At 68.5% G+C, this 16,683-nt stretch carries 17 protein-coding genes; 1 reads left to right on the top strand and 16 read right to left on the bottom strand.

From position 1 onward, the window contains the following. Positions 1 to 219 precede the first annotated feature (219 nt). Both AB0I66_RS21750 and AB0I66_RS21745 read right to left on the bottom strand, forming a co-directional pair. Complete coding sequence (locus AB0I66_RS21750) at positions 220 to 702, bottom strand: hypothetical protein (RefSeq protein WP_363209559.1); 483 nt, start codon at positions 700 to 702, stop codon at positions 220 to 222. Between the two features lie 94 nt (positions 703 to 796). Next, positions 797 to 1,975, bottom strand: a complete 1,179-nt coding sequence (locus AB0I66_RS21745; RefSeq protein WP_363209558.1) for a helix-turn-helix transcriptional regulator — start codon at positions 1,973 to 1,975, stop codon at positions 797 to 799. A 132-nt stretch (positions 1,976 to 2,107) separates the two neighbouring features. Between AB0I66_RS21745 and AB0I66_RS21740 the strand changes: the two genes are divergently transcribed. Beyond that, positions 2,108 to 2,650, top strand: coding sequence for a flavoprotein (locus tag AB0I66_RS21740; protein WP_363209557.1), 543 nt, complete (start codon positions 2,108 to 2,110; stop codon positions 2,648 to 2,650). A gap of 725 nt (positions 2,651 to 3,375) precedes the next feature. Here AB0I66_RS21740 and AB0I66_RS21735 read toward each other — a convergent pair. The 14 genes from AB0I66_RS21735 to AB0I66_RS21670 all read right to left on the bottom strand — a co-directional run bounded on the left by AB0I66_RS21735 (position 3,376) and on the right by AB0I66_RS21670 (position 16,678). Beyond that, the gene (locus AB0I66_RS21735; protein ID WP_363209556.1) at positions 3,376 to 3,642 is read right to left on the bottom strand and encodes a hypothetical protein; all 267 of its coding nucleotides are present in this window, start codon (positions 3,640 to 3,642) and stop codon (positions 3,376 to 3,378) included. Between the two features lie 31 nt (positions 3,643 to 3,673). Then, positions 3,674 to 4,057: a hypothetical protein gene (locus AB0I66_RS21730; RefSeq protein ID WP_363209555.1), complete on the bottom strand. Its 384-nt coding sequence runs from the start codon at positions 4,055 to 4,057 to the stop codon at positions 3,674 to 3,676. 14 nt (positions 4,058 to 4,071) lie between these two features. Continuing rightward, positions 4,072 to 4,302 (bottom strand): hypothetical protein, encoded by a 231-nt coding sequence (locus tag AB0I66_RS21725; RefSeq protein WP_363209554.1) that lies wholly within the window; start codon positions 4,300 to 4,302, stop codon positions 4,072 to 4,074. Positions 4,303 to 4,313: 11 nt separating this feature from the next. Continuing rightward, on the bottom strand, positions 4,314 to 5,243 hold the full coding sequence (locus AB0I66_RS21720; protein WP_363209553.1) for an N-acetylmuramoyl-L-alanine amidase: 930 nt from the start codon (positions 5,241 to 5,243) through the stop codon (positions 4,314 to 4,316). A gap of 1 nt (position 5,244) precedes the next feature. Next, positions 5,245 to 5,724 (bottom strand): hypothetical protein, encoded by a 480-nt coding sequence (locus AB0I66_RS21715; RefSeq protein WP_363209552.1) that lies wholly within the window; start codon positions 5,722 to 5,724, stop codon positions 5,245 to 5,247. Then, positions 5,721 to 5,942: a hypothetical protein gene (locus tag AB0I66_RS21710; RefSeq protein ID WP_363209551.1), complete on the bottom strand. Its 222-nt coding sequence runs from the start codon at positions 5,940 to 5,942 to the stop codon at positions 5,721 to 5,723. The genes AB0I66_RS21715 and AB0I66_RS21710 overlap by 4 nt, the downstream gene beginning before the upstream one ends. 10 nt (positions 5,943 to 5,952) lie before the next feature. Beyond that, entirely contained in the window at positions 5,953 to 6,486 is a 534-nt protein-coding gene (locus AB0I66_RS21705; protein ID WP_363209550.1) for a hypothetical protein, read from the bottom strand. A gap of 9 nt (positions 6,487 to 6,495) precedes the next feature. Beyond that, positions 6,496 to 10,353 carry a hypothetical protein gene (locus AB0I66_RS21700; protein WP_363209549.1) on the bottom strand — a complete coding sequence of 1,286 codons (3,858 nt, stop codon included), beginning with the start codon at positions 10,351 to 10,353 and terminating at the stop codon, positions 6,496 to 6,498. 1 nt (position 10,354) lies between these two features. Next, positions 10,355 to 14,074, bottom strand: coding sequence for a phage tail protein (locus AB0I66_RS21695; RefSeq protein WP_363209548.1), 3,720 nt, complete (start codon positions 14,072 to 14,074; stop codon positions 10,355 to 10,357). Positions 14,075 to 14,212: 138 nt separating this feature from the next. After that, the gene (locus tag AB0I66_RS21690) at positions 14,213 to 14,641 is read right to left on the bottom strand and encodes a hypothetical protein (RefSeq protein WP_363209547.1); all 429 of its coding nucleotides are present in this window, start codon (positions 14,639 to 14,641) and stop codon (positions 14,213 to 14,215) included. Beyond that, entirely contained in the window at positions 14,632 to 15,039 is a 408-nt protein-coding gene (locus AB0I66_RS21685) for a hypothetical protein (protein ID WP_363209546.1), read from the bottom strand. Before AB0I66_RS21685 ends, AB0I66_RS21690 begins: the two co-directional genes overlap by 10 nt. Before the next feature lie 2 nt (positions 15,040 to 15,041). Continuing rightward, a complete protein-coding gene (locus AB0I66_RS21680; protein ID WP_363209545.1) occupies positions 15,042 to 15,476 on the bottom strand; it encodes a hypothetical protein in 435 nt (144 codons plus the stop codon). Continuing rightward, positions 15,476 to 16,249 carry a hypothetical protein gene (locus tag AB0I66_RS21675; RefSeq protein WP_363209544.1) on the bottom strand — a complete coding sequence of 258 codons (774 nt, stop codon included), beginning with the start codon at positions 16,247 to 16,249 and terminating at the stop codon, positions 15,476 to 15,478. The genes AB0I66_RS21680 and AB0I66_RS21675 overlap by 1 nt, the downstream gene beginning before the upstream one ends. Next, positions 16,250 to 16,678 (bottom strand): hypothetical protein, encoded by a 429-nt coding sequence (locus tag AB0I66_RS21670; protein WP_363209543.1) that lies wholly within the window; start codon positions 16,676 to 16,678, stop codon positions 16,250 to 16,252. Positions 16,679 to 16,683 lie beyond the last annotated feature (5 nt).

The following is a 16,683-nucleotide window of genomic DNA, read 5'->3' as shown; positions in this document are numbered from 1 at the left end:
TGCGCTCTTCGGGGCGAGGGGTTCTGCGTCACCTGCCGTCGCGGCGGGCGTTCATGGGGGGAGTCGCCGCGGTGCGGGCCGCTTGCAGGGCCCTGCGTATCCGGCGGCCGTCCTCGCACGGCCTTTCTCTGCGGCACCGAGGGCAGGACTCGATGTGCGCCAGCTGAGCCTGATAGACCCTCTGTGCGTCGGGCGCGGCCTGACTCGGGACTACGGCGTTCACTGCTCTGTCCCCCTCGCCGCGATGCACGCGAGGGTGATGAGCGCGTCCACGGCGTCCGGCTCGCACAGATCGCCAACGGCACGCGGAGGCACAGCCCAGAAGGTGCCGGGCGGCTCCCGTCGGTCGAGGCGCGGCACCCCCAGGAAGGTCCCCTCCGCCAGCAGCGGTGCGACGTCCTGGTGCTCCCACACGTCCCTACGGTGAGGGCGCATCACGGGGTAGTAGGTGCCGCCCATCGAGCGGCCGTCGAAGATGACGGGGCCGTCAAGCAGCTGCTCAAGACCCGCCGCAACCTCACCGGGAGTGCGGCTTCCGACGGCGGAATGGACGAGCTCCTCAGACAGGCGGGGTGCGACGAACCGCCGACCAAGCGGAAGAATGGCGACGCCCACCTCGGACCATTCGCGCCAAGCGTGTGCGGGCTGCTGCTGCGCCCTCGCCAGCCACTCTGCGGCTCTCTGTCTGTGCTGCGCGTCCACCGTCTGCCCCTGCCGTCATCAGTGTCGATCAGGTCTAAGACCAGGGTGATGACGTGCAGGGACGCTAACTGTCACTCCTCAGTGACAGTCGATGTCAAAGACCAAACCACGAGGTCATGTGGCCCAAAGCTTCGGGAGTCCGGCGTTGCTGGTGCACGAGCTCCTCGATCGTCGCACGCGCTCCCGGGTGGTAGCGGGTCTGCTGTGGCGCCAGCTCGCGTGCCTTTCGGATGGACTTGAGCGCAGCCTCGCTGTGGCCGGTCTCCATCTCCGACCGCCCCCGGTCGATCCAGACGTGGGCCCGGCGGGAAGTGGGCCAAGACGGGGGCATGTGAATCTGCTTGGCCTTCTCCACCGCCATCCCGTACTGCCCCATCTCGGTGAGCGCCGACAGCTCGTGCGCTGCCCAGTTTGTGGGCCCGAACGACAGCCAATGCACCTCCTCTGCCTCGCCAACCCTGTCAACGATCCGTTTGGCCTCGTCGAGGTGGGTGTTCACCATGCCCTCGTCTTGAGCGCGGGCGGCGATGACGGTAGCCCCAAGGTGCAACTGCCCGGCGACCGCGAGCGACTCGCGGGTCTCCTCCCCCTGGGACAGGATCCGGTGGCCGGCGTTCACCAGGCGTAGCCCGATGGTGTGCTCGCCCTCACGGTGGTAGACGAGACCGCGCATGTACTGACGGACCGCGGACAGTACGGGGTCGGAAGCCCGCTGTGCAGCCCACTCCATCCGGTCGAGCGCGATGGTCGACAGGTCGTAGAACCCCAACTTCACGGTGACGTCGTGGGCCGTGCGGTACGTGGAGCCGAGCGCAGCCCACAGTTCGGCAGATGGCGTGCGGTAGGCCGCGGTCGTCAGCTCCGCGACCAGCTGAGGCAGCGTGCGCGCGGCCGTGTTCAGATGCGTTGCGCGCACCTGCTCACACAGCCTGGCTGCGGCCTCGACGAGTTGAGGCGTCTCGCGCGTGGCGACGTCGGGGTCTGCACCGAGGTCGTAGAGGTCGAGGGACTCGCGGATGGGACGGATCAGCTCGGCGAGCCGGTCCTGTTGCAGTTCGGTCATGTACGGCTGTCCTGTCAGGGCGGTGACGTCAATGTGCAGCGCCCGTGCGACAGCCGACACTAGATCCGGACTCGCAGCCTTATGCCCACCCTCGACCTGGTGGAGCATGCTGTACGAGTACGGGATCTTCATGGCGAGGCCATGCTGCGTCAGACCAGCGATCTTTCGCTGGTGCGCGATTCGGGCCCCGGTGTGGTCGTCTCTGGGCATACTGGAACTCCGCTCCTGGCTCACCACTTGGAACGGTACTCGCGCTACGTGGCGCTGGTCTGGCGTCTGCCCCTGATCCATCTGGATCGGGGGCAGTTGCATGTGGCCAGCTGAGCAGGGTGGGATGACGTCATGACCTCACGCACCCTGTATCTGTTCGGCTCGGCGGCTCCTCCGGTCTTTCAGGTGGCCGAGGTGATCGAGGCGGCGCAGGCGGAAGGGTGGGAGGTCTGCCTCGGGTTGACGCCGACCGCCGCCCGGTGGCTCGATGAGAGCCTCGATGACCTTGCCGAGCTGACCGGGCATCCGGTGCGCTGCGAGTACAAGCTGCCGGGTGAGCCGGACGCGTGGCCCAAGGCGGACGTGATCCTGTTTGCCCCGGCGACGTTCAACAGCCTGAACTCGTGGGCGCTCGGGATCACCTCGTCCTTCGTGGTCGGCGTCGTCGCCGAGGGCATCGGAAAGGGCATCCCGACCGTGGCGATGCCGTGCGTGAACGCGGCCTACGCCACACACCGGGCACTCGACCGCAGCGTCACAGAGCTGCGCGAGCAGGGCGTCACGGTCCTGTACGGAGAGGGTGGCTTCGAGCCCAACCCGCCCGGCTCTGGGGGCCCGAAGGCGTACCCCTGGGGTGTCGCACTCGGTGCCGCGAGGGAACGCGTCGAGGCATGACGAAAGGGCCCCCACCGCCCGAAGGCGATGAGGGCTCACTCAGTACTGCCTTCGAGTCGGATCAAGGGCCGCAGCCTGCGGACTATCAGGATCAGGCCCCGGAGGCGGCGCACCATCCCGACGGCAGATCAGGGCGTCCGGGTCGGACGCCGGCGCCTGCAGCGAGTAGCCCGCCGGGCACGTCTGCCCATCACGGCCCGGCTCGCCCGCGGGACCCCGCTCTCCCGCCGGACCAGCCGGACCCGGCTCACCCTGCGGACCCGGAGGACCAGCCACGCCGTCAGCCCCCGGGGCGCCCTGCTCCCCGTCCGATCCCGGCTGACCCACGCCGTCCTCGCCAGCACTTCCGTCTGCACCATCCGCACCAGGGGAACCGGAGGGGCCTTCCTTACCTGGCTTCCCGGCGTCACCCTTCGCGCCCGGCGGGCCCGGAATTGGCACAGGCACCTCCGCACGCGCCGGTAGATCCTCGATCGCCCTCGACGGGTCCGGAGCCACCGGCGTCTGCCCTCCGGCCTTGACCTGCTCACGCAGGGCGCGCACATCCCCGGCCAGCGTGCTCACCGCGGTGCCACGAAGATCCGCCTCACGGATCGCCTGCTCCCGCGTGTTCGACTCACGATGGATCATCAGCAGCGCCAAGGCCAAGCCGCCACCCAGGAACAACAACGCAGCAGTGATCCACAGCAGATGACGGCGCCGGTACAGCACCCGCTCGGTCCGCTTCACGGCGTACCTCCGAGATGCGTGACGAGCGCCTTCAACCGTGCGACCTCCGCTCGTTCCGCGGCCAACTCCGCGCGCACTGTCGCGAGATCCGCCCGCAGCTCCTTCCGCTCCTCCTGGAGCTCGTTCGTCAGGCTGCTGAACCCCGTCACCGCGGTTCCCTCCCGGGTCGCCCGGTTCGCGCCCCGCTGTCCGTACATGGCGGCCGCCGCAGCCACCGGCCCCGCCACCAGAGCAGCTATGGCCGTGAGCATGGCGGCGTCCATGCCACCTCCAGAGCGCGCGCATCGGACAGGATCAAGCTCCCTGCGGAGCAGCGGGCTTGATGGGGCTGGTCTCCTCGATCGGCAGGGCCGGGACGGGCGCAGTGACCTCGCGGTGCAGCAGCAGCGCGACGAGGCCCTCGACGCCGAGCATCCACAACGCCTGTGTCTCTGCGGCCATGTCCAGCCCGAAGGCGAGGAAGATTGCGAGAACGCCTTGCGCGAGGTTCACGATGGCCGCGCCGACCGCGCCCGACTTCAGAACGATCGCAGTGAGGAAGGCGACAAGCAGGGAGAGAGCGGCCATGATGGCGCCCTGCTCCTCGGCGCTGACGTCGAGGCCGTAGGCCGCGGACAGCTTCAGCACGATGGCGATGAAAGCCAGGATGTAGACCGGTTCTCTACCGAAGATCTTCATGGGTCTGGGTCCTTTCAGGTGTCGGATCGAGGGGCGTCGAGGGCGGCCCGGACTGCGCAGTCCTTGGCCTCCAGCACCTTGCGGAGCGCGGCCGTCAGCTCGGGCCCGTCGGGGAGTTCGCCCACCAGGCGGTGAGCGAGGTCGCCGCACAAGCGGCTCACCTGGGCGAGGTGCTCGGGCAGATGGTCGCTGGTGAAGAAGCCGAGCAGGTGCTCGGTGGCCGGGTGACGTAGGGGATCGGACATGCGGGTCCTCCTCAGGAGGTGACGGTGAATCCGTGCTTGTTGCCGAGCCGGGTGAGGGAGTCGCGGCCGGGGATGCCGTCGGCGGGCTGGCCCGGCTTGCGACCGACGTATCCGCACTCCTCCTGCCACTCCGACATCGCGTCCTTGGTGTCGGTGCCGTAGTGCCCGTCGAGCCGCTTCTTCGACAGGAGCCCCTCATCGACGAGAGCGGCCTCGAAGATGGCTGTGCCCTTGTACGTGACGGGCGTGCCCGCTGCCTTCGGGTCCTTCTGAGCTGCGGCGATGAGCTTGGACAGCGAGACCGTCGGCTTCTGCGGCAGAGGCAGCGGCGTGCCGGGCGGCTTCGCTCGGAGACGCTTGGCCACCCGCTTATGCACGTCCGCCCAGTCCATGCCCGGCCCGCGCGGGTCGACCTTCCCCGGCTGCCAGTCCAGGTGACGCAGCGCGGAGCGGGCACTCCAGCCGTGGCGGCGGCACAGCGCGGCGATGACGCGGACGATCGCCTCGATCTGCACGTCCGGCCACGGGTCCTTGCCGTCGCCGAGGTTCTCGCACTCAAAGCCGTAGAAGTGCCGGTTGCCGTCGACGCTCGCCTCGTTGTCGGCGGGCGGGGCCTTCTCCGCGATGACCGCGGCGAGGACGTCGGGGTCGCCCAATCCGGCGTGGTTGGCGCGGCCGTAGCCGACGACGTGGACGCGGCCGTCCTTGGTGATGACGCCGTGGCACAGCGGGCCGGGCAAGGCGGCGTGCCCGTCACGGCAGATCGTGACGGTGGCCGCACTGCCCTTGCTCACGGTGTGGTGGATCATCACCCCGTGTACGGGACCCCACGGGCCACGGCTGTTGCGGTTGTGGTGCTGCCAGTCGCCGACTTCAAGGACGTTCAGGCCCTCATAGCGGAGCGCGTCGACGAACGATCTGGGGGACAGGGGTTCGGCCATGTCAGACCTCCGGGTGAATGGCGAGCTTGAACTCGGCGAGCGTGAGCTTTCGGGGCGTGAGGTCGTCGTGGCAGACCTGAAGAGCGATCGGCGTCTTGGGGTGCACGAACATCTGGTGCTGATACGTGGACCGCTGGCGGCCCGGTGACGGCGGCCGCTCGTCCGTCGCCGTCGAGTCCCACCCCGTCGTCAGATCCAGCGGATCCCGCACCAGGCGCGCGCCGAGCTCCCGATAGCCGCCGGCCTCCCACTGCGCCATCGCAGTAAGCACGCCCCACCCGTCGGCCGCAGGCCAGATCAGTCCGGCCCGGTCGTCCTCGCGCCACGCCTCAACGGTGTGCCCATCGGACTGGGCAACCTGGTGCATGCGGTGGACGTCGTACGGCTCCAGGGCACCGAACGGGAACCGCACCGTGGTGTAGATGCCCGGCTTGATGACCTGCGGGGTGTCGACTTTCAGGGAGCACACGAGGACCGTCATCGCAGGCTCGTCGCGGAGATCTCGTTGCGGACCAGCGACACCGATACGTCCCCGGAGTCGCCCTCCAAGCGCTGTGCGAGATCCTCGATGATCTCCGTCGCGGTCGTGCCGGGCAGAGGCCCGCCGACCCCGTCAGAGATCATCACGGTCATCATGCAGGCCGTCTCGTTCGGGCCGTCGGCCTGGATCTTGTAGTGCGGGTACGACAGTTCGGGCATGCCAGTTCTCCTAGGCCAGTCGTCGAATGTGCAGGGAGGACCCGGCCGCCACGCGGGTTGCGGTCGCGTTGGATACGGCCTGCGCCCATGCGAGCGCGAGGGTGCCAGCGCCTACCGTCGTAAGGACGCTCTCCTCAGTGGCGATGCACTGGTTGGAGGCGCTGTTGCGGGTGCCGTAGCGGACCGCGGTGGCGAAGGCGTGGACACCGGAGCGGTGGTATCCGCCGTCTGCGGCGGACGCAGTCGCTACGCCGCCCGCCAGCGTCCAAGCGGCTCCTGCCGCCGAGCGCACCCCCGACGCGGACGCCGGCACCGTCCACTGCGTCTGGAACTGCGCGGCATCCAGCGCGGCGAAGTGGATGTAGAACACCACGTGATAGGTGGCGTTCGCCTCCAGGGCCGCCGTGAGGTCAGGGTCGTCGGCGACGGTCGTGGTGGCGGCCCGGTCGAGGTTGGTGACCTTGGTGTAAATGTCGGGCTGCGAGCTCTGCAGGAGCTGACCGGTCAGCCGCTGGCCCGCGTAGATCGCCGGGTATCTGGACACGCGAACCTCCTAAAGAGCGGCGAATGCCGGGGTGTTGGCGACGGACACGGCAGCGCCGAGGGCCTGCGATTTGACCACCCGGTTCTGCGAGCGGCGCACCGAATACACCTGCGGGTTGATCACGTCGAAGCGGGCGTAACGGATCTCCACCGTCGCCAAGTTGGTGTTGCCGGTGGAGCGGATGCTGCGGGTGCCGATCTGTGCCGCAGCGGAGAACGTCGCGTCGGTGCCCTCGATGTGCCAGACGCCCGGCTCGCCGTCGGTCGCCCGCCACGCCTTCGCCCGGAACGTGGTCCCGCTGCCCTGGAACCGCACCCGCACGAAGGTGCCTGCCACGTGGGTGAACGGCAGGGTGTACGACACCCCGATCCCCGCGCCGACCCCGGCGATCTGCGAGCGCACCGTGAGGAGGATCGCGCCCGTCGTGCGGAACTCCAACCGCGCCATGTACATGTTGTTCGCGTCGACCATCCGGGCTGTCGGCCCGCCGTACAGCGAATCACCCGAAGCGACCGCCGACGTCGTCACGTCGCAGTACAGATCAAAGTCCGGGTGCACCGCCGTCACCGAGGTACGGCGCGAGATGTCCAGCGTCGCCAGGATGTGCGTCGCGTACGAGGCGGCGACGTTGTAGTCCGAGGCCGAGCCGCCGCCCACCTGAGTCCAGGTGAGCCCCGAGTCGGAGATGCCCCACGCGCTCGCCGCGGTGCGGCCGAAGTCGTCGTACAGGAAGCTCGACTTCTTCCGGGCGATGCGCGGCGCCCACACGTAGTAGATGTCCGAGGCCGCCGGCGTGCCGCCGTGCCGCACCCGCACCACCGCACGCGAGGCGAGCGCAGGGGCCGTGAAGTCCTGCTCCAGGTACGACCACACCGACGAGGCGACCGTCTGCCCGGTGCCGGTGACAGCGCTGATCAGGGTGCCCGCGGCGTTGTACCAGTCGACGCAGATCTGCATGTCAGCCCAGCCGTTCGCCGAGAACATCCACGCACCGAGGGCGTACACCGCGCCCGGTGTGATCGTCCCGACGGCGGTCATCGTGCCCGTGGCCCCACCCGTCGCCGAGCTGCCGTTAGGCACGATCCGCATCGAGCCCAGAGCGCGGGCGTGCGGGTGCACGTAGGTCTGCGACCACGAGAAGCTGCCGTTGGAGACCGTCCAGCCGGAGATGTCCGTCTCGAAGAACGGATTCAGCGTGACCAGGGTCGACGGGCCGAGGACCGTCATGACCTCCCCGCCCACCCGCCAATCGAACGGCGAGTCCCGCACATACGGCGTCCATGGGGGGCCCGCCGTCGTCACCACCGTCGCCGTCGTCTGCGACGACGTCAGCGGCTCGGCGAGCGCGGACCCGTCCGTGTCGGTCCACTGCATGAACTCGCGGAAGCTGGAGGCGGTGTAGGCGTCGCCGACCCACGCCACATCCCACGGCGAGGCAGGCGTGCAGTTGAAGTCGAGATTCCACGTGAACTGATCGAGGTTCTCGCTGTACCCCTGCACCATCAGGTCAAGGTCGTCCGGCTGCACCAACGCCCACGGCTTCAAAATCTTCATGCGGTCGCCGATGTCCACCGCCGCAGCGGCCTCCACCAAGTGCGGCGCCTTCGCCAGCATCATCCGCACGACCGGATAGCGGGTCTCGTCCACCGTGCCCACGTGCAGCTGCCAGCCCGCGTGATCGGAAAGCTGCGAGTCGTAGGCGACATTCAGGGTGACGCTGTCCGGGTAGCGGCCGATGCCCGCCGGCGGCGAGGCGGCAGACATCGGGCCCGACTCCAACGTCCGCCGTGCCGAGCTGCCGTTGGTGCGCTGCACCGTAACGTCGTTGCGTGGCTGCTGATCGTCGTCCGTCGGTTCGAGCGGCGAGACCAAGCCGTCGTTGCCGGTGTAGTCCAGCGTGAGCGCTGCGGCCTGGTTGTAGAGCGAGACGTGATCCCGCAGCCGTAGGCCGAGGAAGGAACGCTCCTCGGTGAGGATGCCCTCGTCGCCCGCCGCGGCCTCCCGCATCAGTTCCAGGACGGTCGACTGTCCCTGCACGCCGAGGCGCTGGTCGGACGTGGAGTGGCTGTAGGCGGGGATGCCCTCCTCGATACCGAGGCGCTGGATGCGGCTGGACGCGCTCTCCTCCCTCCAGCCGATCATGGCGCTGATGGTGCCCGCGTACGCGGTGCTGCTGCTCGCGACGGCGACGTGCCCGATCGCGGTGCCGTCCAGCAGCCCGTCCTGCCCGATCCGTACGTCGGTGGCGGAGCCTGCCGTGTACCCGGCGAGGGTGCCGCTGAGTGAGGTGGAGGTGGTGGCCGCCAACCTGCTCTCGTCGATCTTCAGGACGATGAGACGCCAATCGATGTTGGCGCCGTTCTGCGTCATCTCGATGCCGATATGCCGCGGTAGGCCGTTGATCGCGAAGGTGCCGAAGCCCGACGACAGGATCTGTGTGCCGTCCGCGTCGTAGGCCCGTAGGTCGAGGCTGCCAGCCGTGTTGACGAAGAGAGACCACGTCTTGGCGGTGCCCGTCATGGCGACACTGAAGATGCGGTCCGTGCCTGTGACGCCGCCCGCGGGCACAGCGGCGAAGAAGCGCAGGAAGGTGAAGGACGTCGCCGTGTAGGGGGCCACCTTCACCCGGGTCACGCCAAACGTGAACGTGGGCAGCGCAGCACTCGCAACCCAGTCCGAGTAGCCCGCCATCGTCACGCCGGTCGCCGGGACGGGCATGGCGGGCTGGCCGTCCAATGCGGACGCGAAGGTGGTAGCGGCGGCCTCGTCCTCCATCGGCCAGTACGACACGATGCTCGTGCGAGACGGGTTGGTGAACTCCCTGAACATCGCCGACCGTGTCGGCACGGTGCCCTGCGTCAGACGCCGCATGACGCCCGACGCCTCGACCTGCGTCACAAGATCATGCTTGGACTCCCACCGCGGGGACCACGAGGTCACCTCGCCCGCGAACCGCACCCGCCGGTTGGTGATCGAAGCGGCGCCCGCCACCGTCCACGTCCGTCCGGGGCTGTCCGCGAAAACGGTTGTGCCCGCCGCCTGCGCGTTGAAGCGGGGCTGCGCCACGACCGTGCCCCACAAGCCGTTCCGGACCTCCGCCGCATGCACACGGCCCGTCGGCAGGCGGAAGTTGAAGTTCGTCGCCTGCCCGATCCGCAACGGCGCCGTGCTGTTGAAGATCGACGTGACGCCAGCCCCGGTCACCGGGTCGCCGAGCTGCGTCCACGGCGCATCGAGGTTGTCCGCGGTGAAGAACCGCACAGTCCAGCCGCCCGCGCCGTTGTTCACGTCCAGCGTCACCCGCACCGCCAGACGGCCACCCCCGCCCGGGACGACCGGCGTCGCCGTCGAGGCCGCCGAGAGGGACGTCGATCCGTCCGGCGACCATTCCAAGTACACGCTCCCCTGCCGCGTACCGAGGAACCACGACTTCTGGCTCAGGCCGTTGAATTTTCCGACCATCTCGACGCTCTCAGCGATCGTCGAATCGACCGGGGCAATCCAGTTCGCCCACGACGCGTCGAGCCGCACGTCCAAGTCGCCGACGATGTCCAGCGCCGCAGCGTCCGGGGTCTCCGCGTAGTCGCCGCCCCCGCCCGGCAGATCCAGATACGTGCTGCCCGTCAGCACGGACACCCTCAGCGGCGTATTGCGACCGAGCTGACCGTAGTGCGGGCCCACCGGGTTCTTCGGCGAGTACGCACCGCTGTTGTTGTCCAACACCAGAGAGCAGCGTGAGGACTCCACCTGCTGGCTCTCGTCCGAGCGGCCCCGCTGGATACGGATCGCCGTCTCGTACCGGACGTCACCCGAGACGTCCACCCACACGGAGCCCACGAGCAGCTCAGCTTTGATCGCGAAGGGCATCTCAGTCGACCTTCCCGAACGTCGCCTTCAGCCCGCCCCGCGAGCGGACCGCGTTGCGCACCGGGTCGATGATGACCTCGCCCAACTCCTTGTTGCCGAGGCTGAGCTGAATCACGATGGGCCGCTCCGAAGCCGAGCCCGCCGCCGCGCCTCGGCCGCCGATGGGCTGCGGGTTGGTGTGACGCTTCGGCAAATTGAGCATCGACGCCCACGGCGCCGCCGCCTTACGCAGCGAATCCGGATTCGAGTACACCCGCGACCCGACCGGCAGATCTGCCAGCTCGGGGCCCTGCTCACCCACCCACGTCAGACCCGACCGCGGGCCACCCGCCGCCGCAGCACCGACCACACCGCCGGTGGCCTTGCGGCGGAAAGCCCGCTCGATGCTCTTCTCCATCGCCTTGGCGAGCTTGTCCATCGCCTTCTCCAGGCGCTTCTGCTGCGACGTCAGCGCCTTCACGGCCTTGTCCGCAGACTTGATCGCCGACGCATACATGACGTCCGCGGCCGTCTTGCCCGCACTCGATGCGCTGCTGCCGATCTGCCCTTGCAGCTTGTTCATGGAAGCGATCTCCGACTTCGACGCCGTCATCAGCGCACCCGCCGTCTGCAGACCCCCGCCATCGATGCCGGCCTCCGCGATCTGCGCGATCAGATCCTTCGAAAGGCCTTTCTTCTGCAGGCCCTTCAGTGCCGACGCGAAAGCGGACGCCTGGTCACGGGAGCGGGTCAGCCCGGCCATGACAGAAGCCTTGGTGATCGGGGCGTCGCTGCTGCCGCCCCTCGTGATGTTCGCCGAGGAGAGGACGTTGGACTTGACCGAGTCCCGCAGCTGCGACGCGCTGTTCTTCAGGTCGTCAAGTTTGCTCTTGGCTTTCTCCAGCGACTTGTTGACCGTGGAGAGGCTCTTCTCGTGCTTCAGCAGGCTTTTGCCGTACCGGTCGAGCTGCCGCAGCAGACTCCGCTCGGTCCCGCCGTGCGTGCTCTTCATGATCGTGCCGCGCCACTGGTTCAGCGACGACACCAGCGAAGAGCGAGAGTCCGGGTCGCCGAGACCGCGGCGGATCTCCGACAGTCGGCCGCCCGCCTTCTGCCCGAAGTGGGAGACCGTCAGATCACTCCACGCGGCCTTGCGTGCCGCCCGCTCCGACTTGGACACACCGCCCCTGGCGAACTTCTCCAGGCCGTACCCGAAGCGGTCGGCCACCTCCTCCAGGATGGCCAGCGAGCGGGGCCGCTTGCCCTGCGCGAGAGGAATGTAAGCCTCCCCGCCGGTCTCCGGCTCGGCCCACACCCGCAAATTGGGCTGCGCGATCTCGGCGACGTGGTTCTCCATGCCGCCGTCCGCGTACGCCTTGCCGTAGATGTTGCCGTCCGCGCTGCGGCCCGCCGTCGACCCGAGATACGTGCCGGACGGGATGCTCTTGTGCCCGGTGATCCGGTAGTGGGTCGTGACGGTGATCGTCTTGGAGAACAGGGAGGCGACCGCAGCCCGCACGCCCTTCACGCCGGCCAACGCGCTACCGGTCTTCGCGCTGACGGTGACCTTGCCGTTCGGCAGACGCTTGACCCGGTAGCCGAACCCTTCGAGGATCTTCTCCGCGCCCTTCGACAGCGTCTTCAGGGTGACGCTCTTGGAGCCCGGCGACCTCTTCACCGCGGCGTTGAAGGACTTCAGACCCGCGACAGCGTCTTCCTTGTCCATCTTGAGCTGCATCCGCTTACTCGGGATCTTCAAGATCTGATCAGCGAGCGCCACCGCCTGCTTTCGCGTCAGGCCCATAGCGTCGGCCTGCTTGATCAGCTCGCCGCGGCCCCGCTTATACACGCCGTTCGCCGCCGACCAAGAACCGGTGGACTGGCGGGCCTGCGCTGCCGCTTCATCCGTTTTCGCTGCCAGATCGTTGAGCGCGCCCGCCGCGGTGCGAGCGGCGTCGCTGTTGAGGTTGAGCTTCCCGCCAGTCATCGACAGAGCGGAGCCGTTCGCCCGCGCTGCCTTCGCGGCTGCGTCGATGGCCCCCTCGAAGCCGATCATCCCGCCGAGGCCCGCACGCTGAACATCGTTAAGGGCCTGAATACTCTGCCTCAGCCCATCGGCCGCAGCCTTCTGCCCGGCCAGCTTTCCTTGCGTGGCCTGCGCCTGCGTCCCGAAGAGACCCATCGACTCGGCGGCCATCTTCGCCTCGAACTTGGCGTCCGCGATCGCGTCACGGTAATCGTTCGTGTGCTTCTTGAACTGCGACATATCGCCGCCGCCAGCTTTCCAGGACCGCTTGAGCAGATCGAACTGTTTGGCCGCTTCCTTCGGGTTCCCGGAGCGCACCAGGCCGGCCATGCTTTTGTCCCAGGCATCGACATTTTTCGTCGCTGTCGATATGCCGGGTCCCTCGGCGATGCCCACCCACGAGCCGAAGTCGGAGACGAGCTGCGCCACCTTGTTGTTCGAGGCGCCCTTGGACACCATCGCGATGGACTCGCTCATCTCCGTGAAGTTCGTCTTCAGGGCGCCGGTCACTTTGCCGGTGCTCGTCAACGTCTTCAGCGACGACGACAGGGCGTCCACCTCGACCGCAGGCTTCGCGCCCGAAAGCTCGTGCATCGCGATGACCAGGCCGCCCACGACGCCGAGTGCGAGAGCCGCTTTGCCGCCCGTCGAGAGCGTGCCGAGCGCGGCGTTCATCCCTGCGATGCCGCCGCCCGCGGCAACGAACGCTGCCTGCAGAGCCGTTGCCCGCGCTGCGAGCGTGCCCATGCCTGCACCGGCTGCGCCGATCCCCGCGCCAGCCAGCTTGATCAGCTTGAAGGCGGTGTACACCTGCAGCAGGTTGGCGATGAGAGACGCGGGTACCGCCGACACCAGCTGCGCGAACGCATTGACGATGGTGAGCAGGCCAGGCCCGGCCTGCGCCGCCGCGTCCAGCACATGCAGCAGCGTCTCCGACAGAGCCTGCAAGGTTTCCTTGACCTCAGGGCCCGTCGCCCGCGCGTACTCCATGACCTCCGTGAAGGGGCCCGATGCGTTGCCCTCGGACAGGACCCGCATGAAGTGCACAGCGCTGTCGGTCGCCCGGTCGAGGGTGCGATCGGTGAAGTCCTCCAGCGTGCCCGACAGGCGGTCGAATCCCGGGGTCTCGATGGCCCCGCCCGCCACCGTGGTCAGTCGGGTCAGCTGGTCGGAGGCGCTGCGGGCCAGCGGGGTCAGCCGGGGCAGGAGCGCCGTGGTGATCTGGAGGCCCTGCTCGACGGGCTTCATGGTGAAGCTTGCCGTCTGATCCGACCAGCTCTTGAAGGTGTCGGAGAGGACCATGTAAGCGCCGGCCGCGCGCTGCGTCGCCGCAGGCATCGACGCGAGCTGACGCTGCACGTCGGCCTGCGCCTTGGCTGCCGCCTGCGAGCCGACCCCGGATGCCTTGACCGCGTCCTGGTACTTCTTCTGCGCCGCAGCCGCTTCCGCCATGGCGCCGATCTGCGGGACCACCGCAGCAGTGAACGCCGCAGCCGCCAGCCCCGCCGCACCGAGCCCCGCCGCGATCGGCACGGCCTGCGCCGCAATCGGGATCATCGCCGGGGCCAGGGAGACCAACGACCCCTTCAGCCCGTCGACGGCCCCGCCGGACTTTCGGGCGTTGGCCGTCATCCTGTTGATGGAGGCGTTCACCGCGGTGATGCCGGGGCCAGTCTGGTCGCCGACGCGCACGACGATTGTCACGTCATCCGACATCGCTCATCCCCTCCTCCCCAGGTGTGCCGCCGAGTTCGACGATCGCCAGCAGGCGTAGTAGCTCCGGGTCTTCCCGGGTCAGTTGCGAGGGCAGGCACCGGAACCGTTCGCACAACGCCAGTACCTGCCGCGCATAGATCAGCTCGCGAGGCTCTCGGAGGGCACTTCCATCGGAATCGACGCCTCCAGGGACGGCCCGCCATCGGGCGAGGCGCTGTCCAAAGGGGCGGGCACCCCGGCGATCGCCTCACGCCAGGCGTTGATGACGGTCAGGTTGAAGTCGAGTTCCTGGGCCATGACCCCGTCGAGGCCCACCGGGACGGGGCCCTCGTCCCCTTCGACGTTCCACTCGATGAGCTGCGCGGCGAAAATGTCCAGCATCGCTTTGATGCCGCCCTCTCCTCCCTCTTCGAGTGCCGCGTCGAGGGCGAGGGCCTGCCCGGTGTCGACGTGCCGCAGCTTCACCCGCAGCCCATGCATGTCCGGGTCAGGGTGGTCGCTGAAGTCGAGGTCGTAGACCTTGCGCTTGGGGCGGTAGCCGCTCACGTTGCCGCCTCTCAGGACCACGTCGGGACGGTGCCGTCGGCAAGGACGCCGGGCACCGCGAAGGTGAGCTCTCCGGAGTCGGAGCGCGAGAGGGGGTAGTCGGTGAACAGGCACTCGTTGTTGAGGGTCTGTCCGGACACAGCGAGGGACACGGTGCGCAGGACGCTCGTCGAGGGCACCGTCTTGAACACGTCGTGCGACATGTTCGACGCGTCGTTGAAGACGCCGTTGAACGTCACGCTGAAGTCGGCGAGCAGGAGCAGACGCTCCATTGCCGACTTGTCGATACCCGTCACGTCCTGCACCGCGCGCGGAGTCGCAAACTGCAAGTTCGTGAAGTCATTCTTGATGGCCCGAGGGGTGCCCGCCGCGTCGTCGACGCTGGCCGTGGTCCACCCGAGGCCGCTCTCCTTGGCCATGGTCAGCCCTCCTTCTGCTGGTCGACGAGACGGAGTTGGTGCTCGCCGAAGTCCTCCACCCAGTCCTGCGGACGGGTGTGCGTGCGGGTCCTGCCGGTGGGGTTCTCGCGCCAGTCCCCATCACGGACGGCGTAGATCTCCCGGCGGGTCTTGTGCTCGGTGAAGCAGCGCTGCCCGCTGTCGAAGCGGAAGACAGTGACGCCGTCGGCCCGCTTCATCTCGCGGAACGTCCGGCCGGACGACTGCCGGATATAGGCGGCCTGCATCGTGCCGAGCGGTGTGCTCTCGTCGATGGCGGACTCCCACCCCTGCCGCCACGCCGCGCATCCCACCTGCTGGCAGGCGGCCTTGACCGCCGTGTCCTGCGGGCTGGTGATGCTGTACGTCTGGTAGGCGCCGGCCGGAAGGAGCAGCCGGTCGACTCGGTTCATCTGCATCAGAAGGTCACCGCCACGTCGTTGCGTGCCACCGAGACGGCGAACACGGCGTTACTGAAGGTCCCGGTCGTCACGGCGCGGAGGTAGCGCTCGACGGTCTGCCCGCGTGCGGTCTCGATGCGCTGCGAGGTGACGCCGGTGGCTGCGGAGAAGCTGCCGCCGGTCACGTCGGCCCACGTGTCGCCGACGCCGTTGTCCGAGCTCTCCTGGAGCTTGACCGTCACCGACGTGCCGGTGAACGCGAACACGTGCAGGTACGCCTGAAGGCCGAACAGGGACGCACCGTTGAACAGGGGCGGGCTACCGACGCCGAAGTCCACGCCGGTGCCGTTCCCGGCGACGGAGTCCGTTCGCTTCCCAGCTGTCAGGGACTTGCCCCACTCCAGGCCGTACGCGTTGGCCTGCGCCTCGACGGCGAACGTGAACTCCCCGGAGTCGCCGCGGGTGCCGTCGTATCCGATCTGCTTGGCGACGATGTTCGCCGAGGCCCCGCCGAGCGCCGTACCGCGGAAGTACGCGGCCACGACGTCGGTGGTGGGCAAAGTCTTCAGACGGGCGTGCGCCTGGTCGGGCAGGGTGCCGGGGTTGAAGAACGCTGTCATCTGAAGGCGCCCGTCGCGAAGGCCGCCCTTGCGCTCCGGCGCGTACTTGTCGATGCCGGTGAACTCCAGCGCGGCCGGTCCGCCGCCCACGTTGCCGATCGCGTTGATGTCGCCGGACAGGTCATAGCCCGCGATGTACAAGTTGTCGCCGAGACCACTCTGCTTGCTCATCTATGCCTCCTCCTCCCAGAGGTCGTTGACGATCAGGGGCACGGTGAGCGTGGCCACCCGGTACGTGGTGCTGTCGAAGCGGGAGAACCCGAACTGCGCGGCCAGGCCCGTCCCATGCGCGCCGCGAACGTCGACGTTGCGGACGTTCCCGCCGAAGTCGAAGTCGCCGGCGTACGCAGTCATCAGGGCGTCCACCGCCCCGGTCACGGCGATGTCGACGTCGTCCTCCGGCTGCGTGTCCGCGGGCATGAGGACGCGGCCGGTCAGCTCCAGACGCCCCGACGATGAGCGCAGCCCGGACGCAGCCGGAACGGGGCCGACGCGGGCCACCCACAGGGCGTAGACCAAGCCGGAGCCCGGCGCCGATACCGGCTCGTGGCCCAGCACCTGCTCGAACCGGCCAAGGCCCTGTGCGTGCGACATAGCCACGCTGC

It is taken from the genome of Streptomyces sp. NPDC050439 (genome assembly GCF_040655335.1).
In the GTDB taxonomy this organism is placed as follows: domain Bacteria; phylum Actinomycetota; class Actinomycetes; order Streptomycetales; family Streptomycetaceae; genus Streptomyces.
Note: the sequence above shows the minus strand (reverse complement) of the source record. Positions and strands in the feature narration are given on the sequence as shown.

Bases quoted from the DNA above. Each gene is read 5' to 3' on its own strand.
- AB0I66_RS21745 (WP_363209558.1), bottom strand. From the start codon at position 1,975: ATGCCCAGAGACGACCACACCGGGGCCCGAATCGCGCACCAGCGAAAG.
- AB0I66_RS21700 (WP_363209549.1), bottom strand. From the start codon at position 10,353: ATGCCCTTCGCGATCAAAGCTGAGCTGCTCGTGGGCTCCGTGTGGGTG.
- AB0I66_RS21680 (WP_363209545.1), bottom strand. From the start codon at position 15,476: ATGCAGATGAACCGAGTCGACCGGCTGCTCCTTCCGGCCGGCGCCTAC.
- AB0I66_RS21720 (WP_363209553.1), bottom strand. From the start codon at position 5,243: ATGGCCGAACCCCTGTCCCCCAGATCGTTCGTCGACGCGCTCCGCTAT.
- AB0I66_RS21675 (WP_363209544.1), bottom strand. From the start codon at position 16,249: ATGAGCAAGCAGAGTGGTCTCGGCGACAACTTGTACATCGCGGGCTAT.
- AB0I66_RS21730 (WP_363209555.1), bottom strand. From the start codon at position 4,057: ATGAAGATCTTCGGTAGAGAACCGGTCTACATCCTGGCTTTCATCGCC.
- AB0I66_RS21685 (WP_363209546.1), bottom strand. From the start codon at position 15,039: ATGGCCAAGGAGAGCGGCCTCGGGTGGACCACGGCCAGCGTCGACGAC.
- AB0I66_RS21740 (WP_363209557.1), top strand. From the start codon at position 2,108: ATGACCTCACGCACCCTGTATCTGTTCGGCTCGGCGGCTCCTCCGGTC.
- AB0I66_RS21735 (WP_363209556.1), bottom strand. From the start codon at position 3,642: ATGGACGCCGCCATGCTCACGGCCATAGCTGCTCTGGTGGCGGGGCCG.
- AB0I66_RS21715 (WP_363209552.1), bottom strand. From the start codon at position 5,724: ATGACGGTCCTCGTGTGCTCCCTGAAAGTCGACACCCCGCAGGTCATC.
- AB0I66_RS21725 (WP_363209554.1), bottom strand. From the start codon at position 4,302: ATGTCCGATCCCCTACGTCACCCGGCCACCGAGCACCTGCTCGGCTTC.
- AB0I66_RS21695 (WP_363209548.1), bottom strand. From the start codon at position 14,074: ATGTCGGATGACGTGACAATCGTCGTGCGCGTCGGCGACCAGACTGGC.
- AB0I66_RS21710 (WP_363209551.1), bottom strand. From the start codon at position 5,942: ATGCCCGAACTGTCGTACCCGCACTACAAGATCCAGGCCGACGGCCCG.